Below are 24,419 nucleotides of genomic sequence, written 5' to 3'. Positions count from 1 at the left end.
TAGACTCAAAATAAAATTTAAGCTTTATACTCTTTTACAAATTTCGCTATTCTTGCAACTGCTTTTTTGATACTATCTAAATCAGTCGCATAAGATGCTCTAAAGTATCCATCCATACCAAAGCCCACGCCTGGTACTGTGGCGACCTTTTCTTTTGCTAGAAGCTCTTTGCAAAACTTCATCGAGTCTTTTTCGACTGCTTTACAGTTTATAAAAAGATAAAACGCCCCATCAGGCTTAACAACGCTTAGCCCATCTATCGCATTTATCGCATCAACCATCCAGTCGCGTCTTTCTTGATATGCTTTTCTCATATTTTCGATATCGTCATCAGTCTTTCCAAGAAGAGCTGGTATTGCACCTGCTTGAACGATTGAGCTGATGTTTGACACGCTTTGGCTTTGAACTTTTTTAATAGCTGAAATTAACTCTGGTAAAACACACGCTAAGTAGCCAAAACGCCATCCAGTCATAGCTCCAGCCTTGCTAAGCCCATTTATGGTTATCGTTCTTTTAAACATATCTTCATTTATCGAAGCTGCTGCTGTAAATTCGCCAACATAGTTAATCTTTTCATAAATTTCATCACTTATAACTAGCACTTTTGTATCTTTTAGTACTTTTGCAAACTCGATTAACTCCGCTTTTGAGTATAAATTTCCGCTTGGGTTTCCTGGATTTCCTAAGACAAAAGCTTTTGTTTTTGGAGTTATAGCAGCTTTTAGTTGCTCGGCTGTGATTTTAAAGTTTTTATGCTCATCGCCTTCGATAAAAACAGGCTTTCCACCGCAGAATTTTACCATCTCAGGATAACTCACCCAGTAAGGCGCAGGTATTATAACTTCATCGCCATCATCAATCAAGCATTGAAATATCGCAAAAAGACCTTGTTTTGCTCCAACTGTTGTTATGATTTGATTTGTTTGATACTCTAAGTTGTTTTCAACCCTAAGTTTGGTTTGGATAGCTTTGATAACTTCTGGGGTTCCAGGAACTGCTGTGTATTTAGCACAGCCTTTTTTCATCGCCTCCACAACAGCATCTTTGATAGCTTTTGGTGTATCAAAGTCTGGCTCGCCAGCACTTAGGCTGATAACATCTTCGCCTTTTGCTTTCATATCTTTTGCCATTGAACTTATAGCTATGGTTATTGACTCACTTAAAACCTGCGATCTTTTCGACAACATACTACTCTCCTTTTAATTTTTTAAAGATTTTAAATACGAACTATACTTCTCTTCTAACTCAATATCTTCTTTTATTATATCAGTTTTGTTTTCTTTAACGGCTTCTTCTAAGATGCTTAAACGCTTGATAAGATAGCTAAACAACTCTTTGTTTATATCTGGAATTTTATCGTGTGCTAGTTGATTTTCTTCGCACTGTCCAACTATACGAGCTGGAATTCCAACAGCGGTGCAAGAGCATGGCACATCTTTTACGACAACTGAATTTGCTCCTACTTTTGAGTTTTTACCTATCGTTATGTTTCCTAAAACTTTTGCTCCAGCGCCGATTACAACGCCATCTTCAAGGGTTGGGTGACGCTTGCCTCTGTTTAGACTAACTCCACCAAGAGTTACTCCTTGATACAACAAAACTCTATCGCCTATTATCGTAGTCTCTCCAATAACAATGCCCGAGGCATGATCAAGAAAGACTTGTCTTCCAACTTTTGCAGCAGGGTGAAGATCAACTCCGGTTAAAAAACGAGAAATTCCAGCTATCATTCGACCTATAGTTTTAAAGCCATTTTCATAAAAAAAGTGCGCAAAACGGTAGTTTATGATAGCCCAAACTCCAGGATAGTTAAAGATGATTTCAACCCAGCTATTAAACGCTGGATCTTGCCTTCTAGGCTCACAAAAATCCTCTTTTATAATCTGCCAAAATCCCATTTACTACTCCGATTTTAAATATCCATTGTCGTTTAAGAACAGATATAGCTCTCCAAGGATATGTTTTTTTTGTTTATCATCTAAGATGGTTGATTTTTCTACTCTTTCATTTAACGTGTTTTGTATCTCGTGAACATCATAATCCATATCTTCAAGTATATCTATGACTGATTGAGACTCTAAAACATCGCTTATATCAAACCCGCCATCATCTTTTAAAGTTACTGTCGCTTCTGTAGGATGAGTAAAAAGGTTATGACTCATTCCAAGCACTTCTTGATACGCTCCAACCAAGAAAAAGCCTAAGAAATACTCCTCTTTTTCCACATCGACATCATGTAAAAATAGTGGGTTTTTCTTTGGATGAAAGCCGATTTCTCCATCGCTATCACAAGTTATATCCCAAAGCGAAGCTGAACGAGTAGGGCGCTCATCTAGTTTTTCAAGTGGCATGATCGGAAAATGCTGTTTAAGCCCCCAAAAATCAGGCAACGACTGAAATAGTGAGAAATTTACTAGATATCTTTCTTGAACTTCATCTTGAATTTTTAGCAAATCGGTATAATTTTGTTTATTACCAAGCATTGCAACTGCTTTTTTCATAATCAAATGAACCAAAATCTCGCCATTTGATCTATCGATTAAATTTACATAACCCAAATCAAAAAGAGTCAAAACACTATCCATATGAGCAACCGCATCGTGAAGATACTCAAGAGCGTTTGTTGGTTTAATGCTTTTGTATAAATCATATAGCTCTGTTATTAAAGGTGGGTTTTCTTTGCCTAAGACTAGTTTTTCTTCTGCGTATTCTTGAGAGAAAAGCTCAAGCACTGGAGCAACCAAAACAGCGTGGTTTGCAGCTACATATCTGCCTGATTCTATAAATATATCTGGCTCGGCGACGTTTTTTGACTCTGCAATTGTTTTGAGCAAGAAAACAACATCGTTTGCATACTCTCTAAGAGTGTAGTTTCTAACTGTATTTTCCTTAACTTGCGAGTACTCGACAGCCAAACCGCCACCTAAATTTATAGCTTTTAGGTTATTTGCCCCCATTTTACGAAGCTCGGCGTATATATGTCCAGCTTCGGTTAGAGCTTTTTTAAGTGGATGGATTTCATTTATTTGTGAACCGATATGAAAGTGAATCATAGTAAATTGATCAAGCAGATTTGCCTCTTTTAGCAAATTTATAGCTTCGATTAGCTCGGTTGCTGTAAGTCCAAATTTGGAATTTATCCCACCGCTTTTTGCCCAAATTCCACTACCAGAGCTGTGAAGTCTGATACGAAGTCCGATGTTTGGCTTAGCATCAAAACGCTCTTTTGCAGTTTCGATGATACACTCCAACTCGGTTAACCCCTCGATTGTAAGTGTGATGTCATGTCCCATCTCAGAAGCGATAAAACCGATATTTATAAGCTCTTTATCTTTAAAGCCATTTACAGTAATTGGCGCACCAAAGTTGTTATAAGCCATGGCTAATAAAAGCTCAGCCTTGCTTCCAGCCTCAAGTCCATAGCCAAATGGTTTGCCGATTTGCACTAAGTTTTTAACAAATCCAGGGTATTGGTTTACTTTTAGCGGATAAACAGCGTTAAAGTTGCCGCTATAGTCAAATTCCTTTTTGGCTCGCTCAAAGTTTTTATAAATTTCAACAATCTGCTTTTTTATAAGGTGCGGAAAGCGAAGCAAAATTGGACCTCTGATACCATCATCACGAATTTCTTTTACGATGTCGATTATAGGTGGTCTAAAATCCGTGTTTAAGCAGACTTTTCCAGCTTCTATAACAAAATTTGAATTCCCCCAAATACTAAGCCCATAATCGCTATTCACTAAGCACTCCTTCTAAATTTTCGATTTTAACCTTTTTTTCATCTTTGTTTTCTAAATTTTTATACCAAATTTCACCATTTTTAAACTCATCTTCGCCGATACATAAGAAAATTTTTCTGTTTTGGCTATCGGCAGTTTTTAGATGTTTGGCTAAATTTTTTGCTTCATAGTTTATCTCTACAAGGTGGTTTTTTCTGATTTTAGCTGATAGCAAGTATGCGCTATCAAGGTATTTTTCATCTAAAACACATAGATAAATTCCATCTCGTTTTTCTTCGCTTTTTCTTTGTGAGATTATCTCCATCAAGCGCTCAATTCCAAGCGCAAAACCAACCCCAAAAGTAGGGCGTCCACCAAGATACTCAACTAACTTATCATAACGACCACCACCCAAAACAGCGCTTTGCGAGCCGATTTCATCACTTATAAACTCAAAAGCGGTTTTGCTATAATAATCAAGCCCACGAACTAGCTTTGCATCGACTTCAAACTCAAGCCCATTTTGTTTTAAAATCTCTTGAAGTGTGCTAAAATCATGCTCGCAAGCTTCATTTAAGTTATTTGTTATTAACGGTGCGTTTTTAAGAAGCAGTTGGCAATGCTCATTTTTACAGTCTAAAACGCGGATAGGGTTTGTTGAAATTCGCCTTTTGCAATCCTCACAAAGCCCATCAGTTGTTTGTAAAAACTCAACAAGCTTTGCTTTGTATTTTGGCATACACTCGCTATCGCCTAAAGAGTTGATTTTAAGCTTTGTTTTTATACCGAGTCTGGATAGAATTTCAGCTCCTATTAAAATCACACTTGCATCTTCATAAACGCTTTTTTCGCCAAAACACTCGATACCAAACTGATGAAACTCTCTTAAACGACCTTTTTGTGGGCGTTCATAACGAAACATCGAACCATGATAAAAGTAACGCCTTACCCCACCAGCTCTATCAAATTTAGCCTCGATAAAAGCCCTTACAACACCAGCAGTTCCCTCAGGCCTCAAGCAAACATCGTTGCCACCTTTATCGCTAAACTGATACATCTCTTTTCCAACGATATCGCTACTTTCTCCCACGCTTCTTCTAAAAAGATTTGTCGCTTCTAGCTTTGGAGTTTCAATGAATTTATAACCATAGTTACTTGCCACACTCTCGCAAGTTTGGACAATATACTTGTATAAATTCCCATCATCAATTATATCTTTCATACCTCTTAAAGCAGTTATCATCTAATAAATTCCTTAATCTTTTTGTGAATTTCTAACGGCTCATCGGCTGCATTTACAACCAATGTATCAAATTTAATATTTTTAAATATCATCTCCATATAATCTTGCACTCTCAAAAGATACGCAACGCCACGATTTTCGATATTATCACTCGTTCCTCTGGAAAATAGGCGTTTTTTTAAATTCTCTTCATCTATTTTAAAAAAGATAAATTTATCGCCGAAATTTCCTTCTAGCGCGACTTTATTTAAATTTAGCAAATCATCAATGTCTAAATTCTCATCATTTGCCATCGCATAGCTAACGCCAGAGATAAATCCGCGATCACTTAATATAATTTTATCTAAATTTGGCTTAACTACCCTTTGATAGTGCTCGGCTCTATCGGCTAGGAACAAAAACATCTCCGCAGCTCGTGAAATTTTACCACTATCAGTAAGCAAAATCTCTCGTAAACGCTCTCCAAATTCAGTCCCACCAGGCTCTTTTGTGATAATCACATCTTTTAAAACATCTTTTAAAAGCTCAATTTGCGTGCTTTTTCCAACGCCATCAATTCCTTCAAATGTTACTAACATATCTCTCCTTTAAAAGTGGCAAAATCTCCTTTGGCACAAGATGGCTCACATCGCCACCATAGTGATAAATCGAGCGAACTATCGAGCTACTTATAAAGGCATTTTGCAAGGTTGGCATAAGATAAACGGTTTCAAATTTATCCCATAAAGATGAGTTTGCATAGCCGATTTGTAACTCATACTCAAAGTCGCTAACGGCTCTAAGTCCACGAATCACAGTCGCCACTCCTTGCTCTTTTGCAAAATCAACAAGTAAGTTATCAAAAGCAACAACCTCTACATTTCCAAAATTTTTAGTCGCATCTTTACTCATAGCAATCCTATCTTCTATGCTAAAATAGGGCTTTTTGTTATCATTTATAGCGACTGCAACGACAACTTTATCAAAAAAAGTTAAAGCTCTTTTTATAACATCAAGATGACCGTTTGTGATAGGATCAAAAGTTCCTGGATAGATACACGCTTTTCTCATCTATTTCCACCTTTTATAAATTTTATTTTCAATTCCAAGTAGATCAAGCCACTTGCCAACGATGAAATTTTCTATCTCCTCTAAGCTTTGCCCAGCGTAACTTGCCATAACTGGAGGTGCGATGGCAACTCCAAGGCTTGCAAGCTCGCTCATCTGGCGAAGCGAAATCGCAGAAAACGGCATCTCTCTAACGCCTAAAATCAGCTTTTTTTGCTCTTTTAACGCCACAGCACAAGCTCTTGTGATAAGAGTATCTGCAATGGAGTTTGAAATTTTAGCCAAAGTGTTAATTGAACAGGGTGCGACGATGGTTTTTTCGATTCCAAAAGAGCCAGAAGCTACACACGCTGCGATGTTTTCATCATCTAAAAATGTAATGTTTTTAAATTTAGCTTGGTTAAACACAAGTTTATTTTCCGCTTTTAAAACTAGCTTTGCATTTTTACTAAATATAACATAAAGTTCATTTTCTTTGCTAATCTCATCAATAAGTTTAATAGCTAAATTTAGTAAACTTGCACCAGTTATACAAAGAAGAATTTTCATATTTTGGCTCGGTTTTTTGTATTTTTGGATGTTTTAAAGAGTATGGAGCGGGAAACGAGGTTCGAACTCGCGACCCCAACCTTGGCAAGGTTGTGCTCTACCACTGAGCTATTCCCGCATAAAAAAGATGAGAATTGTAGCATAAACACCTTCCTTTGTCAATATAATGGGATAATTTCTATATCATCATTATCGCTAAGTCCGCTTTCGCCGACTTTTGAGATATAGATTGAGTTTGCTTTAACGAGTGGCGTTATCATACCTGAACCAAATTTGTTGTTATTTATAGTGCTAAATTTACCATCTTTATAAATTCCTAAAACTAAATTTGAACGACCATCTTTAAATTTAATATTTCCGCTAAATTTAGCCATGATTTTAGTGAAATTTAACTCTTTTTGTGAAGAGATTTTTTTTAGCGTTGGCAAAACTACTAAAAAGCATATCAAAAACGCAGCCATCGGATTTCCAGGTAGTATAAAGACAAGCTTTTCATCTAGTTTATAACACTTTGTTGGTTTTCCTGGACGGACGTTTATAGAGTCGATTACCGCTTTATATCCAAGCTCTTTTAAGGCTTCTGCCATAAAATCCGCATCGCCTTTGCTAGCTCCGCCAGAAGTGATTATAACATCATAGTTTGAGGCTGAACTTATCGCATTTAGCGTGTCTGTGAAGCTATCTTTTATGATGCCTTTATACTCGCACTCAAATTTTGCATCTTTTAAAATCGCTTCGATAGCACTTGAGTTAGCATTATAAATTTCGCTTTGGCTTGCCTTTTGCCAAGGCTCTACTATCTCATCTCCACTTGAAAAAACAGCCACTTTTGGCTTAGTAAAAACTTTAACTTCATCTATGCCTTGACTTGCTAAAAGCATGATTTTATCTGGAGTTAAAACTTCGCCTTTTCTAAGAAGCATTTCTCCAGCTTTAACCTCTTCGCCAGCGTATCTATAAGCGTTGTGTTTTTTGATACTTTTATCTACAAAAAGCATATCATTTTCCACTACGGCTTTTTCAAACTCCACGACTGTATCGCTTGCTTTTGGCATCATAGCGCCAGTCATTATGCGATAAGCACAGTTTTGGCTAAGCTCATAAACGCTCTTATCTCCAGCAAAAATAGTTCCAACTATCTTAAGCGGTTTATTCACAAAATCGTAGTTAAACGCATATCCATCAAGCGCAGAGTTATCAAAAGATGGCAAATTTTTCACAGCAAAAATATCTCTTGCTAAAATTTGATTTATCGCACCATTTAGACTAACTTTTTTACTTTTTTTAAGCTCATTTACATTTTGAAATATCAGTTCTAAGCTACTTTGTATCATTTCTCATCTAGCCTTTGAATTTTTGCGCCAAGAGAGGTAAGCTTGCCCTCTAAATTCTCATAACCTCTATCAAGATGATAAATTCTATGCACACTTGTTTGACCTTTTGCCACAAGAGCAGCCAAAACAAGAGCCGAACTTGCTCTTAAATCCGTTGCCATAACATCAGCGCCCGTTAAATTCGCTCCAGTAACTGTTGCGATATGTCCGTTTAGCTTGATTTCTGCGCCCATTCGCAAAAGCTCACTAACGTGCATAAAGCGGTTTTCAAAAAGCCTCTCATCGATTACGCTTGTGCCTTTTGCCACGCACGCTACAGCCATAAACTGTGCTTGCATATCGGTTGGAAAGCCGGGGTATTCAGTTGTGATTATCTCGACGGCTTTGATTTGTTTAGCTGGTTTTATGGTGATTTTATCTTCGTTTATATCAAAACCAAAGCCCATATCTTCAAATTTAGCCAAAACAGAGCCAAGATGTTTTGGTTCGCAATTTGTTATAGTAATCTTTGAATTTGTTATCGCTCCAGCACATAGATAAGTCCCAGCCTCGATTCTATCGGGGATGACTTGTATATGCTCAAGCTCAAGCAGCTTTCCGCCACTTCCATGAATTATCAGTTCATCTGTGCCAATACCTTCGATTTTAACACCACTTGCATTTATAATCTCACAAAGAGCAGTAACTTCAGGCTCTTTTGCAGCATTTAGCAATCTTGTAGTCCCATTTGCCAAGGCTGCTGCCATGACGATGTTTTCAGTTCCAGTTACTGTTATCTTATCAAAGCTAATATTTGCGCCCTTTAGCCCGCCTTTTGGAGCAGTTACAACAACATATCCTTGTTTTATCTCGATTTTAGCACCCATTTTTTCAAGCGCATTTAAATGCAAATCAATCGGTCTAGCCCCTATAGCACAACCTCCAGGCAGCGAGACTTCACAATGCCCATAACGAGATAAAAGAGGTCCAAGAACTAAAATTGAAGCTCGCATTTTTCTAACTATATCGTAGTTTGCTTTGGTTGAATTTATTGAATTTGTATCGATTTGGGCTTCGTGAGCGTTTAAAAGCTCAGTCTTTGCGCCTAAATTTGAAAGAAGAGTTATTAAAGTTTTTATATCTGTTACATCTGGTAAATTTGTGATTTTAACGCTGTGTTTTGAAAGAATTGTCAAAGCGATGAGCGGTAGGGCTGCGTTTTTAGCGCCACTTATTTTAACTTCGCCACTTAGTTTTGCTTCACCTTCGATTTTTAAATATTGCATAAAAAGTCCTAAATTTCAAATAAGGGATAATTATACTCAAATTTTGCTTATAAAATGTAACTATTTTGCACAATATCAAAAAAAGTAAATTTAGAAAAAATTTGCTAGAATGTTGAGTTATAAAATTTTTAGGAACGATATGAAAATCATAAAATTACTATCTATAGCCATTTTTGCGCTTTTATTTATAAGTGGATGTTCACTAAAAAATAGTATTTTAACCTCAAATCAAGAGCAAATTTTAAAAGAGCAAAACGAGCAAGCTTACGAAGAATTAGCGCAATTTATCTATGATAAAAATGTAGATAATTTAGTTTTACTTATGGATAAACACACTGGCAAACGAACAGGAGGAGATTGCTCGGGCTTTGTATCGTTTCTTAATAATACAAATAACCAAATTTACTTTAATAATGACGATTTAAACAAGCATTTTACAAAAGGTGGCGGCAAGTCAAATGCGATGTATAATCTTTATAAATCAAGAGGTAAGATTAGTTTTGAAATGCCTGAAATTGGGGATTTGATATTTTTTGCAAATACGACTCGCAATACAAAAAATAAAAAAACTCAAATCATAACCCATGTTGGAGTTATAAGAGATATTTATGAAAATGGAAGAGTTAGCTTCGTGCATAATACTCGTGGTAAAAATAGGGTTGATTATATGAATTTAAGTAAGAAAAATACACACATAAGCGGCAAAAAGATAGAAAACAGCTATATTTTAAGATGTTTAAATAAAAGTTGTCTCACATCAAACAAATTTGTCGGTTATGGCAAGATTAGATAGGATAGAGTTTTGTATAGATTTTTTTCATCGCAAAGCAGAGTTTTACCAGTTACTCTGTTTTTAATAGTTGTAAATTCGCTCATTTATTTTGTGAGTGAATTTTTTCTAAACAAAGAGATTTTTGATGCATATTTTGGGCTAAATTCTCTCTTTTTTAAAGGATTTTACTGGCAAGTGGTTACTACGATGTTTTTGCACGGTTCGTTTATGCACTTAGCTATGAATATGGCGGTTTTGTATCAATTCGGCTCTATTTTGGAGCGGTTTTTAGGAAGCACTAAATTTGGGCTTGTTTATCTAATCGGTGGCGTTTTAACCTCGATTTTAAGCCTAAGCTATACATACTATAGATTAGAGCAGGGGATAAATATAAATTTAGTCGGAGCAAGTGGCGCTATATCTGTGCTTTTAGGGCTTTTGGCTTTTCTTGATCCTAGAGTTAGACAAGGGCTTTTTGTGGCGATTTTGCTTATGAGTTTTGCACCACTTTTAATGGGCGTAAATGTCGCTTGGTATGCGCATCTTTTTGGATTTGCTGTTGGGTATGTTTATGGAAAGGTTAGCTATAGATGAGTTTTTATTTGCTAGTTAAAGATGTTTTAGATGAGTCTGATTTTGCTAAAAAAGAGGCTAAATTTGATAAACTTTATAACGATTTTTTAGAAAAAAAGTTTGAGTTTGAGCCAAATTTTACTCCTAAACCACTTGAAGTTCCAAGCTTTGCTAAGATTTGCAAGATACTGCCGGCAAAAGATTTGCCCTCGTATAAAGGAGCACAAAAAGAGGCAAGTTTTTTACACTCTATCGCTCACATCGAGTATAGCGCCATCGATATCGCACTAGATGATTGTTATCGGTTTGTAAATTTGCCATTTGATTACTATAAAGACTGGCTAGAAGTTGCAAAAGATGAGATAAGACACTTTAAAAAGATTTTAGAAGAGCTGGAAAAAACAGGCTATAAATATGGAGATTTTGCGGTGCATGATGGGCTGTTTTTTGCTATGAAAAAGACGCAAAACTCGCTAGTAGAAAGAATGGCTGTGCTTCATAGGTATATGGAGGCAAATGGGCTTGATGCAAACTTTTTTATGCTTAACAAAATCAAAAATGACAAAAACAAAACAAATTTAACAAATTTGCTAAATATCATCTTAAAAGAAGAAATTTCGCATGTCCAAAAGGGCGATAGATGGTATAAATTCGCTTGCAAGGCGGCTAAAGTAGATGAGAGTTTGTTTTTAGATATAATCATCAAGCATTATCCAAATTTCACTAGCATAAAACGCGAGTTAAATGTCGAAGCTAGGCTTGAGGCTGGATTTAGCAAAGATGAGATAAGAAATTTGCAAAATATAGGAAAATAATATGAAAAAAATTTATTTTATACGACATGCAAAAGCCAAAAAAGAGGGCGAGAGCGACTTTGTAAGAAAGCTTAGCGAACGCGGGAAAACCGACGCACTTTTAGCAGCAAAATTACTAAAAAAACAAAAAATTTTACCCGACATTATCTACACAAGTGCAGCCAAAAGAGCGCTTAGCACAGCTAAGATAATATCAAAAGAGCTTGGCTTTAAAAACAATCTCGTAGAACTTGATGAGCTTTATCTTATGACAAGTGGTGGACTTTTTGGCTTTATAAAAGACTTAGATGATGAAAATGAGAGCGTTTTTGTCATAGGACATAATCCAACTATAACTGAAATTTGCGAGATTTTAAGCGACTCTGCTATCGGGCATATCCCGACTTGTGGGATTTTTGGTATTGAGTTTGATGTGGAGGAATTTAGCCAGATTAAAGAGCATATGGGGCGCGTTTTGATGTTTGAGTATCCTAAAAAGATAGAATTGTAGTTTAAAATTTGACTATAAACTAGTCTAAAAGCCTTTTTGATAAAATTTTATAAATTTAGCTTATAATAAACGTTAATATTGAAAGTTATATTTATAAAATTCTATAAAATTTAAATATAATATATTTTTATATGTATAAATTTTGTTTTACTTGAAGTTTAAAACCTAAAAACAAAGGGCAAAGTCGCTTAAAATGGCTAAATTTACCTAAAAATTTTCGCAAAAAGTGTAAAAAGAAAAACAGAATTTGTTATATTAAAAGTTGTGCAATTTTTTCAAAGATTTTTAAGCTTTAAGGCTAGAGATTTCTAAAAAAGCATATTGCAAGGTTATGCAAATTTATTATTTAAAACTAACGCCAAATACAACTTCTACGCTAGCAAAATTTTAAAGATTTTAATAGTAATTTTACCCATTGCTACTTTTATTTAAAATTTATATCTATCTGAATAATTTCGCGAAAGTATCGTAAAATCAAAATATAGTATTTAATAGAATTGATAATTAATTTCAATTTTATAAATATTTTGCTAAAATATCGCCAGCAGATTTATTTAGCACCATATATAGGAGTTTTCAAACTTTTATAGCAAATTAAAATGCTGAATCAAAACTTAATTTTCAAGGAGAAAAAATGAAAAAAGCAATTGTTGGTTTTCTAACTATTTTAGCTATATTTGGGATGGCAAACGCACATGAAATTTGGCTAGAAAAAGACGCGAATGTAACAAATCTATATTTTGGGCATTTTCCAGGACATAAAGATGGCGTTAAAAACATAAAAGCAGAGATTACTTACCCAAAAGATGCTCTTAAAAGCAAAAAAACACAAGAGAATAAAATCGAATTTAACCTAGCAAACAACGGTGATTTCGCGATAGAAGAGATCAGACACTACAACAAAAATTCCAAGCTTTTAAAAGACTTTAGAGTCGTGATTTTCGCTAGAGATGGAAGAAGTCAGAGTGTAAATTTAACCAAATTTGACATCGTTCCAACAGAGCCAAACTCAAATACTTTTAATTTATATTTTGATGGAAAACCGCTTGAAAAGGGCGTTTTAAATGTGATAGCGCCAAATGGCTGGAGCAAAAATTTCAAGATTAAAAACAAAGTTGCCACCATAGATACTCCATGGGATGGTAGATATATCATAAAAGCAAGTTATGAAGAGATGAGCGAGCATAAATTTGATGATATTGACTTTAAATCCATAAAATACTCAACAACTCTAAGCTTTATAAAATAACTTTATATTTAAAAGGCGTCATAAGTGGCGCTTTTTTTATTTTAAAAGCCAATATAAATTTAGATATTTATTTGATTTAGTTATAAATTTACAGGTCTTTTTAAATTTATAACTATAAGTTATTTATATATTTAAACATTGTTTCTTTTTTGATTTGAGTATAATTTTTATAAATCTAAATAATTTTAATGATGATATTTATGTACTATCATTGTGACAAAATAGCTAAATTTATCAATTTTACAAGTTTTATACATCGTTTTTGATATAAAATATTTTTTTCTTTCTGAATTTCAAAACATCTCTTTTAATAATCGTAGACAGACTCGCAATATAAAAACTCCATCTATAAGTAATATTTATAGTATAGAACTCATCGCGCTTTTACTTCTTTCGCTCTTTGCAGTTTTATACTGTTTGAGCTGCTTGATAAGGATATTTTTGCTATCTTAAACATATTTCCTGTTGATACTGTTTTGATCTGTTTACTCTTATTAAATTTGAAAAACTAATAAAAAGCACAAAAAAAGTGTATAAGCAATCAAAGAAGAGATAAATAATTATCTATTGGTTTTATTATTTGTCATATATGATAAATAATATATAAGAACTAGTTATAATATTTAAAAGTATATTGGTTATATGACTATCGTTAAAAATTAATTTAAAATTAAAACATCATTAAAATAACATAAATTTAAAGAGCATTTAACTTCCATTGATGTAGAATTACAAGGCAAATTTCTATATAAATCAAAATATGCAAATTTAGCAGACTTAAATTTAAAACAACAATACATCAAATTTAAGTTTTTAAAATAGATAAAAATAAATATTAAAAATTATATAAATTTACTAAAAGGAAAAAATTGAAAAAGGTATTTAAATTCTTAGCCATATTAATAATACTTTTAGTAGCTAAGCTACTATATAATGAGTATAAACTAAATCAAACCTCTCACTTCACAATCACTTCAGATACAAACGTTTCTGCTATACCAGGACTTAGTAAGTATGTAACTCAAGAAGAGGTTGATGAGTTTGGGTTTACCTACTGGGATATAGATAACAATTACACTAAGTGGATTGACCCACTTCTTTTACCGCTAAGGTCAGCCTTAAAGGACAAAAATACAACCAAAGTCTTAAGCTATCTAAAAGAGCATAACCTAAGTGTAGATGTGAAGATAGAAGATGGAACAACTCCACTTATGTATTCTAGCTTTTATGATGATATAAACACAACCAAAGAGCTTATAAAACTAGGTGCGAATATCCATCAAAAAGATAAATACAAACTTAGCCCACTAGCTTATGCTATAGAGCATAACTCAACTAAGACAGCTAAGCTTTTAGTTGATAATGGAGCTAAATTTGAAGATGTTAAGGTAGTTCAAATTTACCTTCAAAGTCCCATGATAGAAAAGATAATCATAGATAATGATAATATCAATATACTCTATGATGCTAATGCTTCAAGAAAATCAAAAATCAGTGATGGAAAATCGCCTCATAATACATTTTTTTATATAGTCATGAATGGTTTTACGGAAATAGCAGAACTTGCCCTAAAGAGTGGGTATATACCAAATTGCACACAAAATAATATTTATGATGAACTTTGCTATAAGGAGTTAACTAACATCCCCAACTACGAACCTATGCTAGAACTTATGCTTAAATACAACGTCCCTGGACAACCTACAAAAGAGCAACTAAAAGAGGCGTATGATGAGTGTTATGATGATTATATATGGCATAAAAGCAGATTAGAGAATAAAAAGCCAAAAGAAATTTATTTTAGCTTAAGAGCAGAGCTTTCTAAAAATATGTGTTCTGATGAAAACGGAACTTTTAATGATATAAAAGAGTATATGGAATATAAAAATAAAAGAAAATTAACAGATAGTATAGTATACGTAATAAGAGCAAATAAGGTGATTTTAAAAGATAAATCAGATACGATTTATAATAAAATCAATACAATAAATCAAAAGAAATTTATAGATTAAAAGGAGTACCATATGTCAAACTTTAGTCGTTCTAACTATATAAAAGATAAAGTTCAAAAATACAGTGCAAACATAGCTGGTATAGTTAACAACTACAACGACCCTGTTGGACTTGCAAAAGAATTAACTGATTTGTTTAAAAACGCAATAGAAGACACTATCGATAAAAATGTCAAAGATGCTAGTGAAGCAGATAAGCAGTTTGCTAATATGCAGAAAAAAAGAGTTGGAATTTATATAGATGGTAAATTTACTATCATAGACCTAACTGTTTCTCAAATTCTTTTTAATAGCTTTCTTGTAGATACAAGCGGTTCTAGTATAGATGATGGAAATGATAAACTATATTTACACATAGAAAAATCAGAAATTAAGTCAATTCATGCTTAAAAACTACTTTAATAAGACTTTGGATGATAGATTTTCACAACTATAGGCTAAAAATCATTGATATTTTGCTTAAATATAACGTAAAATTATAATATAAAAAGATGTAAAAGGTAAAAAAAATATAAAATAGTTACAGATGTAAAAAATAATTTTTATTTTTTATAAATTTTGCATATAATTATGAAATTCATCAAGCATTGAAGTGAAATTAAACGCTTTTATAAATTTATTTTATCAATATAAGTTTATTTAAACGCGTATAACCAAAAATAAAATAGTTCTAAGCTAAAATTTCTTTGATTTTTTTAGCACATTGCATAGCAAAAACAACGCATTCTAGGCTAGAGCAACCATTTAATCTTCCCATTCCATGCACTCCACCACTTGCCTCGCCAACTACAAAAAGATTAGAAAACGGTTGAAAAGTTTTTATATTTATAACTTGCGAATGCTCATTTATCGCCACACCACCTTGAGTATAGTTTAGATAAACTTCTAAATTTAGAGCATAAAACGGTGCTTTTTCTAGCTTTTTATATGCAGGATTTAGCAAATTTTTACCAAATTTAGTATCGATTCCGCTATCAAAATAGCTGTTATAAAGTTTGATTTGGCTATCAAATTTATTATTATCTAGTCCAAAAAACTCAGCGATATCAAAAGTATTATTAAATATTTTTATCATACTTTTATCTATATAGCTTTGCAAAAGCTCTTTTGAAAAAAGCGTTTTTATGGCGTATTCATCAAAAAGTGCGATTGAGCCTTTGGCAAATTTTGACACCTTATCAGCATGCAGGATTTCATATGCCAACTCTTGCCTAGTTTTTGACTCATCACAAAGCCTTTGACCTGTGTTTATATCGATAATAAGACTATAAGGTAAAATTTCAATCCCAAAATTAAAAGCATATCGCATTAGTTCGACTTGAACCGGTATAGCGCCAACTTTTAAAAGAGTTTTTAAAGAATTTGCATTGCTTTGTGCGGTAGTTTGGGATTTTGTAAAACTTGCTAGCGGGTTTTGCAAATGTATAAATTCCTTATCTCTTGAAAATCCACCAGTAGCAAAAACTACTATTTTTGCTTTAAGTTTAGTGTCATCTTTTAAAATTACAGCATCTATTTTAGAGCCATTTTTTTCTAAATCAACTATCTCTTGCTCTAAAAAAATATCAACTTTATTTATAATTCTTTGATGAAGTGGGTTTAAAATGCTTTTTATTGCGCTATGTTTTGGCTCACAAACCCTAGCAACACTGTGATAGTCTTTTAAAAAAATCTCATCTTTATACTCACAACCAAAACTTTGCAGTGTTTTTAGAGCTAAATTTGAGTTTATCGCAAGTATTCCAAGAAGTTTTTTATCGCCAAAACCACCGCTAAATCCATACATATCATCTAAAAAAGTCGTAGCGTTATCTTTTATACCAAGGCTTTTTTGTAAGCTATTTTCGCAAGTTGCTAAATTTAGCGTGCTGTATCTTGAGCTACCAAAGAGCATGTTTTGCTTTTCAAAAATGGCTACTTTTTTGCCTGTATCGCTTAGCAAATTTGCCACGCACATTCCAGCTAAGCCACTTCCTACGATGATGACATCATACATTTTCATCCTTTTGTAAGCCATTTTTTAAAATTATCTCAAATTTCATACCGTTTTTGATATTTGTTGCTAAAATTTTACCATTTATGCTATTTTCAACGATAATTTTACTTATATAAAGCCCCATTCCTGTGCCAAATTTTTTATCTTTTGTGCTAAAGTATGGCTCAAAAATCTTGCTAAGTATAGACTCATCTATCCCGCCAGCATTATCGATGATTTCTAAGTGAATTTCATCTAAGATAATGTATGTTTTTATCATGATAGTTCTATCTTTTATATCTTTTTCTAAAAAGGCATCTTTTGAATTTGATATCAAATTTACTATAACGTGTGCTAGTTCGTTTTTAAAAGCATAAATTTTACTATCGTTTATATCAAGTTTTAACGATATAGCGTAGTTTTTTAAAGAACCAGAAAAGATTCCTATGGCTTGATTTATAACTTCACTTAAGAAAAATATCTCTTTAGTTTTGTTTGTTTTATAAAAATTTCTAAAGTCATCTATAGTGTTTGACATAAAAGAAAGTAGTGAATTTGCAGAAGAAATTTTTTGAGAAATTTTTTCATTTTTTAAGTCATTTTTTTCAAAAAACATATCAAGATATATAAATATAGCTCCAAGTGCAGTTAGTGGCTGACGCCATTGATGGGCGATGTTTGCTATCATTTCACCTATAGTTGCAAGGCGAGCTTGATGAAGCATCATCTGCTCTTTTTCTTTTGCTTCTTTCATAGATTTTTTTAGAATTTCAAATTTTGCTTCGCTTTGAATTTTTACCTCTTTAGCTAAATTCTTGTTTAAAACAAGCAATTTTGCTTCACTCTTTTCAAGCTTTGAGGTAAGATAAGTAAATATAAAATTAACCATTAGCACTGTTAAAACGAACAAAACTACACTTATATAGATATAGTTTTTCATAGTTTCATTATATGAGCTAATGCTTTTTTCTATATCATGATAAAACCAAACTTTAGACAATGGATTACCAAACCCATCTTTTAAAACTCGCGTTTGAGCTGGAAAATTTGTAGAATTTAACTGTTTGTTTTGTTTAAATTCAACTATAGTTTTATCAAATTTATATATAGAAACAACAAGTTTTTCATAGCTTATAAAATACCTTAAAACAGCTACAATCTCGTGTTTATCATAAACTGCTATATTTATAACATGTGCTAACTCGCCGCCGTATTTTACCACCTCTACAAAGCTTCGTTTGCTAAAATTTATATTAGAAAGAGCAGGGGATGTTTGTGCGAAATTTACAAATTTTACACTTTTTTGCTCTACTAAAATACTATCTTTTACCAAAAAAAGCTCTATTTTTATGAGATTTTCATCATTTGATTTTATATTATTATAACTTTTATTTATTTTATAAAGCAAGGAATTTGTGTTTTTTGACTTAATTTGAGCTAAAAACTCATCATCGATTCCTTCAAAACTTAAAGCAGAGTAAAATTTAGCTAAATTTGAAGTATAGTTTTCATAAAATCCATCAAGCGTAACTTCATAGTCCTTTTGGCTTTGGAAAATATAGCCTTTATGCGCAGATGAGATAACAAAATATAAAATCAAAAGCAAAAGGCTGATTAAAAATGCTATAAAAACAAAGTTTTTTTGTCTAAGTGTGAGGTTGGTAAATTTTTCTAACACTTTATAAATCTTTTTCAAGCCTATATCCGATGCCAGAGATATTTTTTATAGTTTGGCTTCCTAGCTTTTTTCTAAGATCTTTTATGAGAATTTTAACAGCATTGTCGCTCCCATCGCCATCATAAACATAGTTTATAATCTCTTGATATGAGCTTATATTTGAGCCATTTTTTACTAAAATTTCTAACATCAACAGCTCTTTTTTAGATAAATTTATAGACTCATCTTGATTTACTATACAAGATTTTTGCGGATAAAATGTCAAATTTGATGATATTTTTACAGATTTTGACTTTTGAATTTGCGTATCGCAAATCTTAAGAGCTTGCATTAAAGTATCTTTATCGAAAGGTTTGATGATGTATTTGGTGATAAACTGTTCAACTGCTAAAAGCAGAGTTTCTTGCTCGTTTTTAGCAGTTAGCATTACAGCTGGGGTCGTTAAATCACTCGCTCGTATGCGTTTTAGCGCCTCCAAGCCGCTAAGGCAGGGCATATTTACATCAAGAAGCAAGATATCTGGTTTGTGTTTTTCATAAAGTTCTAAAAGCTCAAGCCCATCTTTTGCGTGATAGACATTTTTAAAGCAAAGCTCTAAAACATCTATCACATGGCAAGCTACATCTTCCTCATCCTCAGCATACAGTACATCTAGCTCTTCAAGCCCCATAAAACGCCTTTTGTTAAAATTCAGGTTTAAGCGCTCTAAGCTCTCCTCTTAAACCATTATGTCCTACGTGAGTGTGGCAAGTCGTGCAACTTATCTCATCTTTTGTGCCTTTTAAAAGCACATAGTGAGCGTGCATTTCAAGCTCTTTAGGATGTTTGCTGGTTTTTTTATCTAGTATTTTTTCATGACAATCCATACAACCAGTGTCATATGTGAATTTGCTTCTATTTTCTAGCTTTTTATACCAATCCACATCTTTATCTTTCCCAAGAGCAGTTACGCCAAGCTCATATAGACCAGTTTTTGCTTTAGTAAAGATATAATTTACCACATTATCATGCGGAAGGTGGCAACTCGTACAACTTGCCTTAACTCCACTTTCGCCAATACCCGAGTGAACATCGTTGTGATAACTTGCAGCCATAGGCTCCATGACATGACAACTTGCACAAAATGGCAAATCGCCAGTCAATTTTACCGCTTTATATCCGCCATAAGCAAAAACCACACCTAAAATTACACCTGCTAATAATATCATAAATTTTCTTTTTTTCATTTAATTTCCCTCATCCAATTTTTGGTATTATGGCAGTCGTTGCACATATTAAAAGATGGTTTATGAGAGTTATGACACACATGACAACTCAAATTTGCACCATCATGAACTGAGTTATGTGGGTTTTTCTCGCCTAAGAAATAAAGCCTTTTTGCAACTTTTTCTTTACTTTCATGACAGGTTAGACAAGTATCGGTTTTGACCTCTTTATACTCTTTTATATCAGTTCCCTCATGACAGTGAAAGCACTGAAGTTTAGCATCTTTATGAGCGTTTTTAAGAGCATAAGTTTGGTTTTGATCATATTTAAAATACTCCTCAAAACCGGGAAATTTACTTTGGCTAAAAGCTAAAGTAACAAAAAATAGCATGATTAAAAAAACTTTTTTCATATTATGCCTTTAAGATAGCTTTTGCAGCAAGCAAGCCAGACGTCATACAATCAGGTATAGAGCAACTAGTTAGCCTACTAGCGCCATGAGTTCCGCCAGTTGCTTCTCCAACAGCATAAAAGCCGTTTATCGGCTCGTTTGTTGCAAGTGAGATAACTTGCATGTCGGTATTTACCCAAACGCCACCTTGAGTATAGCTTAGTCCTGGAGCTGCAAAAATAGCGTAGTAAGGGGCTTTTGCTATAGTTGAGCCTTTAAGTTTGTTTGCATCTTTTTTAAACTCATCTGCATTTTTAGCTATGTTTTCGTTGTATTTTTTTATAGTTTTTTCTAAATTTTCAAGCGGAAGTTTATAAAACTCGCAAAGTTTTTCTAAAGTTGCAAACTCTTTCATCTTGCCACTTTGCATAAAGCTTTGCATTCTTTTTGGATCGTGAGAGTTGCCAAAACCAACACTATCAAAAATCGCAACCGGATAGCTATAAGTGTCGATTTTATCCATATGAGCTAAAATTTTATCGCTTAATCCTTGTCTATCGCCATCTTCGTTTAAAAATCTATCACTGTTTTTATCAACCATGATTCCATATAACAAATCCTCGGTTGGAATTCCAAAAGAAAATCTTGTCAAACACAACTGAACAGGCGTAGCTCCAGCTGCTAACATCATCTTTAGCGCTCCTGCTGTTTGACCTAAATTTGATGGAGTGTTTGCTCTTTTTAGTCTTGGGTTCATGATAGTTCTAAACTCAACATCTCTGCTGTATCCGCCAGTAGCAAATATCACAGCATCTTTTGCTCTAAATGTTTTTCTAACACCACTTTTGTTCTCTCTATCATCATTTTTAAGCTCTCTATCAAAACGGTAATCAACTCTAACACTAACGCCAACGACTCTGCCGTTTTCATCTTTTAAAATCTCATCAGCCTTGCACTCGTTGATAAACTCTCCGCCATTTTCCATAAAAGTTTTATGAATACTTTGTATAGCAGCGCCGCCACCACCTAGTGTTTGAACCGTTCTAGCTACACTATGACCGCCTAAAAATTTAAGCTTATCAGAGTATTTTATACCGCACGATTTAGCAAATTCGTAAGCTTCGTTTGAGTTTTTGATAACCCTAAGGCTTTGTTCTGTGTGATTGTAACCTTTGCCAGCGTTGTTTAAATCCTTTAAGAAAAGTTCAACACTATCTTTTATGCCATCTCGCTTTTGAAGATCTGAGCCCATAACAGCAAAATCTTGTTGAGATAGGGCTGAGTTGCCGCCGACTCTATTCATCTTTTCTATCATTAAAACTTTTTTACCGTTTTTTGCTAGATATGTCGCGCAAATATGCCCACTTATGCCACTTCCTACGACTATCACGTCCCATTCGCCATCAAATTTTGGCTCGTTTTTTGAAGTTGTAGTGTCTGCGTTAAGGTTTGAAGCAAGGGCGAAAGCGCCACTTCCTAGAGAAAATTTTATAAAATTTCGTCTTTCCACTGAGTTCTCCTTGATTGAAAATTTTAAAAATTATAATGTAAAAAAATGTGAAAAAAATGTGAAAGTTAAAAAATAGTATAAAAAATTTACTGTTTGTTTAAGAATAGGGCGAGGTTAAATTGAAGTTAAATTTAATGATACAAATTTAACTTTTTTAAAAAGCTAAAAACCATAGCGATAGCTAGATATTGGTTAAAAATAGGGTAAATAGGATGTTAAAAAGCTGATTTTTAAATTTATAAAAATAGATAAGTTTAAAAACAATTTGATTTTTTAGTTTCTAAATTTATAGATTTAAAAAAGAAGGGCGGTACGGATTTTATACATTAAATATAGTTAAAAATAATCTAGCAAAACTTAGCAACTATATAAATATGACAAATTAAAAAAATGCTAAATAAAAATAGGGTGCAAGTTTAAAGTAAAAATTGTATAAAAAACGATATCGCCTTTTATCAAAAGATAAATAAATTTGCGGTTTTAAATCATAAGCCATAAATTAAATCCAAATTTTATCAAAGTAAATAAGATATAAATTTATAATAGAGATTTTACTTTGATAAACGTGTTAAAAAATATAATATTTAATATTTTACACAAATCAAAATAGATAAATCTAAAAATCGATTTAAAAGCATTTTACATATAAAATTGTTTGACTAGATTTTAAAAAGTGAAATTTGGCTAAATTTCATAGATATTTTGCAGATATTTTTAATAAATAAAATGCTAAAAAATGTATGAAAACTTTACATATAAAAGTGCTTATAAATGCGCATATAAATCTGTGTCAAAAGATAAAATACAAGCTATTTTATATATTTTGTATTGAAAACTATAATTTTCAAACAAATATAAATAAACATCTCCCAAAACATAAGTAGCATTAACCAAACCCTGTATAGCGTGATTTAGCGAGTTTACCTTTTGTGAATTTCTAACTTATCCATATAAATTTAAGTATAAATTTGTGTAGTTTTTAAATTTGGCTAGTTTGTAAATTCAAGCTGTATTTTTAAAATACTTAGGTATAAATATAAATTTTAAGCTTTAAATTTAGATATTTTTTCTAAAAATCTTTGCAAAGATTTTTACTATTTTTTACAAAATTAACTATAAAAATATCTACCCTATTTTCTTGATTTCTCTTGATAGTTTAAGTTAGATTTTTATATAAAGTTGTTTGGCAATAAATTTTTAAACGAAACAAAGTTTGTTCTATCAAAAGAGTTTAAAAAATAAAAAGTTAGTAAAACCGTTTTTATATGCTTTGCTAGCAAAATTTGATATTTTAAATATTATATGTAAAATTTTATAAATAAATTTATATGGTTAAATTTAACTTTTCTATATAAAAATATTTGTGTCAAAATTTATAAACTAATCAAAATATTTACAAATTTATTTTTTAAATTTAAAAACACAAATCCACTTCTACCCTATTTTTAAACTTAAGCATTTGGTAAAATTTCTAAAAAGTCTTTTTGAGGTTTCATAGATGATTTTACAAAATTCTTAAATTCACAAGCAGTTTTTTTAAATCTAGTTAAATCAGATTAAAGTTTTTAATCTATTGTTTTCATAAGAAGTATTTGTATGATTTTATAAATTTACATTCTAATTTTTATAAAAAGTTTATTTTAAATTTTGCAAGATTTTGCGAAATATAAATATTTTCTTTATTTGGTGCTAAATTGATTTAACACCAAATAAAACGCGCAAACCTATCTTTTATAAATTTTTGAAAGTATATCAAGTCCGGAGCGTTTCACTTTTGCTCTGTCTTGGCTAAGAAAAACGCCCTTTATATTGACAGTTTTATCGGTATTTATCACAAAGTTAAATTTATACTCTCTTGATTTTACCTCTTTTGGCTCATCTTGAAAAAGCACTTTTGGTTGTTGTTCTAATGCACGTTTTACACCAGATAGACGATTTGCTAGATTTACTGCTTGCCAAAAGTGTGTGTACTTAAGCGCATGAGTATCTTTTAAACCAAAAACAGCCTCTTTATCGCAATTGCTTATTGCTATAAATCCATCATTATAGGTGCAATATTTGTTTGCCAATTCTATGATTTCTTTTTCTGATATTTGTGGTGAAGTATCGCTTTTTTGAGCGTTGTATTCGTTTATGACATACTGAATATTATCTTTTATATTTTTTTGCACTTTATCTTTTGAACGCTGTAATACTTCTTGATATTTTGCATTTTTTTCATCAAATTCAGCTTTTAAAACATCTTTTTTAACACTCACTACAGCATCAACTAGCTTTTGCTCTTTTGTGCTAACATCGCTCCAAACGACTTTTTCAAAGCCTTTGTAACTATCGATTGCGGTGCCGATTGTCATGGATTTATCTTGTGGAAATGTCTAGTTTTTTACGGTGTTGATATTATTTTCGCCACAACCTGCTAAAATCATACCAAAAGCTACAGCCAAAAACGACCTCTTTTTCATATCAAACCCTTTATTAAAAATTTCAAAATTATATCTACATTATTTTTGTTTTTTATAAATATGTCTTATTAATATCATTTTAATTCTTATATAAATTTAGATATTGCCGATATTTACGGCGTGATTTTT

Annotated in this window: 23 protein-coding genes and 1 tRNA gene; 7 read left to right on the top strand and 17 right to left on the bottom strand. The window is 32.5% G+C overall.

Annotated features, from left to right (window positions below):
- Window positions 1-17: 17 nt before the first annotated feature.
- From CGEO_RS05050 to murA, 10 genes are all read right to left on the bottom strand, one after another.
- Complete coding sequence (locus CGEO_RS05050; RefSeq protein WP_075494636.1) at window positions 18-1,187, bottom strand: pyridoxal phosphate-dependent aminotransferase; 1,170 nt, start codon at window positions 1,185-1,187, stop codon at window positions 18-20.
- 12 nt (window positions 1,188-1,199) lie between these two features.
- Complete coding sequence (gene cysE, locus CGEO_RS05045; protein WP_075540309.1) at window positions 1,200-1,898, bottom strand: serine O-acetyltransferase; 699 nt, start codon at window positions 1,896-1,898, stop codon at window positions 1,200-1,202.
- Between the two features lie 3 nt (window positions 1,899-1,901).
- Window positions 1,902-3,740 (bottom strand): biosynthetic arginine decarboxylase, encoded by a 1,839-nt coding sequence (speA, locus tag CGEO_RS05040; RefSeq protein WP_075494638.1) that lies wholly within the window; start codon window positions 3,738-3,740, stop codon window positions 1,902-1,904.
- A complete protein-coding gene (gene hisS, locus CGEO_RS05035; protein WP_075540308.1) occupies window positions 3,733-4,962 on the bottom strand; it encodes a histidine--tRNA ligase in 1,230 nt (409 codons plus the stop codon). Before hisS ends, speA begins: the two co-directional genes overlap by 8 nt.
- Window positions 4,959-5,540: a dTMP kinase gene (gene tmk, locus CGEO_RS05030; protein ID WP_172658093.1), complete on the bottom strand. Its 582-nt coding sequence runs from the start codon at window positions 5,538-5,540 to the stop codon at window positions 4,959-4,961. Before tmk ends, hisS begins: the two co-directional genes overlap by 4 nt.
- On the bottom strand, window positions 5,524-6,012 hold the full coding sequence (gene coaD / locus CGEO_RS05025; protein WP_075531653.1) for a pantetheine-phosphate adenylyltransferase: 489 nt from the start codon (window positions 6,010-6,012) through the stop codon (window positions 5,524-5,526). The genes tmk and coaD overlap by 17 nt, the downstream gene beginning before the upstream one ends.
- The gene (locus CGEO_RS05020; protein ID WP_495697473.1) at window positions 6,013-6,588 is read right to left on the bottom strand and encodes a UbiX family flavin prenyltransferase; all 576 of its coding nucleotides are present in this window, start codon (window positions 6,586-6,588) and stop codon (window positions 6,013-6,015) included.
- A 13-nt stretch (window positions 6,589-6,601) separates the two neighbouring features.
- Window positions 6,602-6,676 (bottom strand) — tRNA-Gly (locus tag CGEO_RS05015).
- 40 nt (window positions 6,677-6,716) lie between these two features.
- Complete coding sequence (locus tag CGEO_RS05010; protein ID WP_075540307.1) at window positions 6,717-7,892, bottom strand: molybdopterin molybdotransferase MoeA; 1,176 nt, start codon at window positions 7,890-7,892, stop codon at window positions 6,717-6,719.
- A complete protein-coding gene (murA, locus tag CGEO_RS05005; protein WP_075494644.1) occupies window positions 7,889-9,157 on the bottom strand; it encodes a UDP-N-acetylglucosamine 1-carboxyvinyltransferase in 1,269 nt (422 codons plus the stop codon). Before murA ends, CGEO_RS05010 begins: the two co-directional genes overlap by 4 nt.
- A gap of 139 nt (window positions 9,158-9,296) precedes the next feature.
- On the opposite strand from murA, the gene CGEO_RS05000 reads away from it, so the two are divergent.
- The 7 genes from CGEO_RS05000 (at window position 9,297) to CGEO_RS04970 (ending at window position 15,458) form a co-directional block, all read left to right on the top strand.
- The gene (locus tag CGEO_RS05000) at window positions 9,297-9,950 is read left to right on the top strand and encodes an NlpC/P60 family protein (RefSeq protein ID WP_082258984.1); all 654 of its coding nucleotides are present in this window, start codon (window positions 9,297-9,299) and stop codon (window positions 9,948-9,950) included.
- A 9-nt stretch (window positions 9,951-9,959) separates the two neighbouring features.
- On the top strand, window positions 9,960-10,523 hold the full coding sequence (locus tag CGEO_RS04995; protein ID WP_075531655.1) for a rhomboid family intramembrane serine protease: 564 nt from the start codon (window positions 9,960-9,962) through the stop codon (window positions 10,521-10,523).
- On the top strand, window positions 10,520-11,317 hold the full coding sequence (locus CGEO_RS04990) for a ferritin-like domain-containing protein (protein ID WP_075531656.1): 798 nt from the start codon (window positions 10,520-10,522) through the stop codon (window positions 11,315-11,317). Before CGEO_RS04995 ends, CGEO_RS04990 begins: the two co-directional genes overlap by 4 nt.
- Window position 11,318: 1 nt before the next feature.
- Window positions 11,319-11,807: a SixA phosphatase family protein gene (locus tag CGEO_RS04985; protein WP_075494647.1), complete on the top strand. Its 489-nt coding sequence runs from the start codon at window positions 11,319-11,321 to the stop codon at window positions 11,805-11,807.
- A 634-nt stretch (window positions 11,808-12,441) separates the two neighbouring features.
- Window positions 12,442-13,056: a hypothetical protein gene (locus CGEO_RS04980; RefSeq protein WP_075540306.1), complete on the top strand. Its 615-nt coding sequence runs from the start codon at window positions 12,442-12,444 to the stop codon at window positions 13,054-13,056.
- Between the two features lie 869 nt (window positions 13,057-13,925).
- Window positions 13,926-15,068 (top strand): ankyrin repeat domain-containing protein, encoded by a 1,143-nt coding sequence (locus CGEO_RS04975; protein WP_172658092.1) that lies wholly within the window; start codon window positions 13,926-13,928, stop codon window positions 15,066-15,068.
- A gap of 12 nt (window positions 15,069-15,080) precedes the next feature.
- Window positions 15,081-15,458 carry a hypothetical protein gene (locus CGEO_RS04970; protein ID WP_075540501.1) on the top strand — a complete coding sequence of 126 codons (378 nt, stop codon included), beginning with the start codon at window positions 15,081-15,083 and terminating at the stop codon, window positions 15,456-15,458.
- 280 nt (window positions 15,459-15,738) lie between these two features.
- On the opposite strand, the gene CGEO_RS04965 is transcribed toward CGEO_RS04970, so the two are convergent.
- From CGEO_RS04965 to CGEO_RS04935, 7 genes are all read right to left on the bottom strand, one after another.
- Complete coding sequence (locus tag CGEO_RS04965; protein ID WP_075494651.1) at window positions 15,739-17,064, bottom strand: FAD-binding protein; 1,326 nt, start codon at window positions 17,062-17,064, stop codon at window positions 15,739-15,741.
- Window positions 17,057-18,739 (bottom strand): sensor histidine kinase, encoded by a 1,683-nt coding sequence (locus CGEO_RS04960; RefSeq protein WP_075494652.1) that lies wholly within the window; start codon window positions 18,737-18,739, stop codon window positions 17,057-17,059. The genes CGEO_RS04965 and CGEO_RS04960 overlap by 8 nt, the downstream gene beginning before the upstream one ends.
- Complete coding sequence (locus tag CGEO_RS04955) at window positions 18,723-19,391, bottom strand: response regulator transcription factor (RefSeq protein WP_075540502.1); 669 nt, start codon at window positions 19,389-19,391, stop codon at window positions 18,723-18,725. Before CGEO_RS04955 ends, CGEO_RS04960 begins: the two co-directional genes overlap by 17 nt.
- Window positions 19,392-19,404: 13 nt before the next feature.
- Window positions 19,405-19,947 (bottom strand): cytochrome c3 family protein, encoded by a 543-nt coding sequence (locus CGEO_RS04950; RefSeq protein ID WP_075531662.1) that lies wholly within the window; start codon window positions 19,945-19,947, stop codon window positions 19,405-19,407.
- Window positions 19,944-20,339 (bottom strand): cytochrome c3 family protein, encoded by a 396-nt coding sequence (locus CGEO_RS04945; protein WP_075494655.1) that lies wholly within the window; start codon window positions 20,337-20,339, stop codon window positions 19,944-19,946. The genes CGEO_RS04950 and CGEO_RS04945 overlap by 4 nt, the downstream gene beginning before the upstream one ends.
- A 1-nt stretch (window position 20,340) precedes the next feature.
- Window positions 20,341-21,828, bottom strand: coding sequence for an FAD-dependent oxidoreductase (locus tag CGEO_RS04940; RefSeq protein WP_242647953.1), 1,488 nt, complete (start codon window positions 21,826-21,828; stop codon window positions 20,341-20,343).
- A 1,724-nt stretch (window positions 21,829-23,552) separates the two neighbouring features.
- Window positions 23,553-24,182 carry a hypothetical protein gene (locus tag CGEO_RS04935; RefSeq protein WP_075540503.1) on the bottom strand — a complete coding sequence of 210 codons (630 nt, stop codon included), beginning with the start codon at window positions 24,180-24,182 and terminating at the stop codon, window positions 23,553-23,555.
- Between the last annotated feature and the right edge of the window lie 237 nt (window positions 24,183-24,419).

Source organism: Campylobacter geochelonis, assembly GCF_013201685.1.
GTDB lineage: Bacteria > Campylobacterota > Campylobacteria > Campylobacterales > Campylobacteraceae > Campylobacter_B > Campylobacter_B geochelonis.
This window is presented reverse-complemented; position numbering and strand designations above follow the sequence as displayed.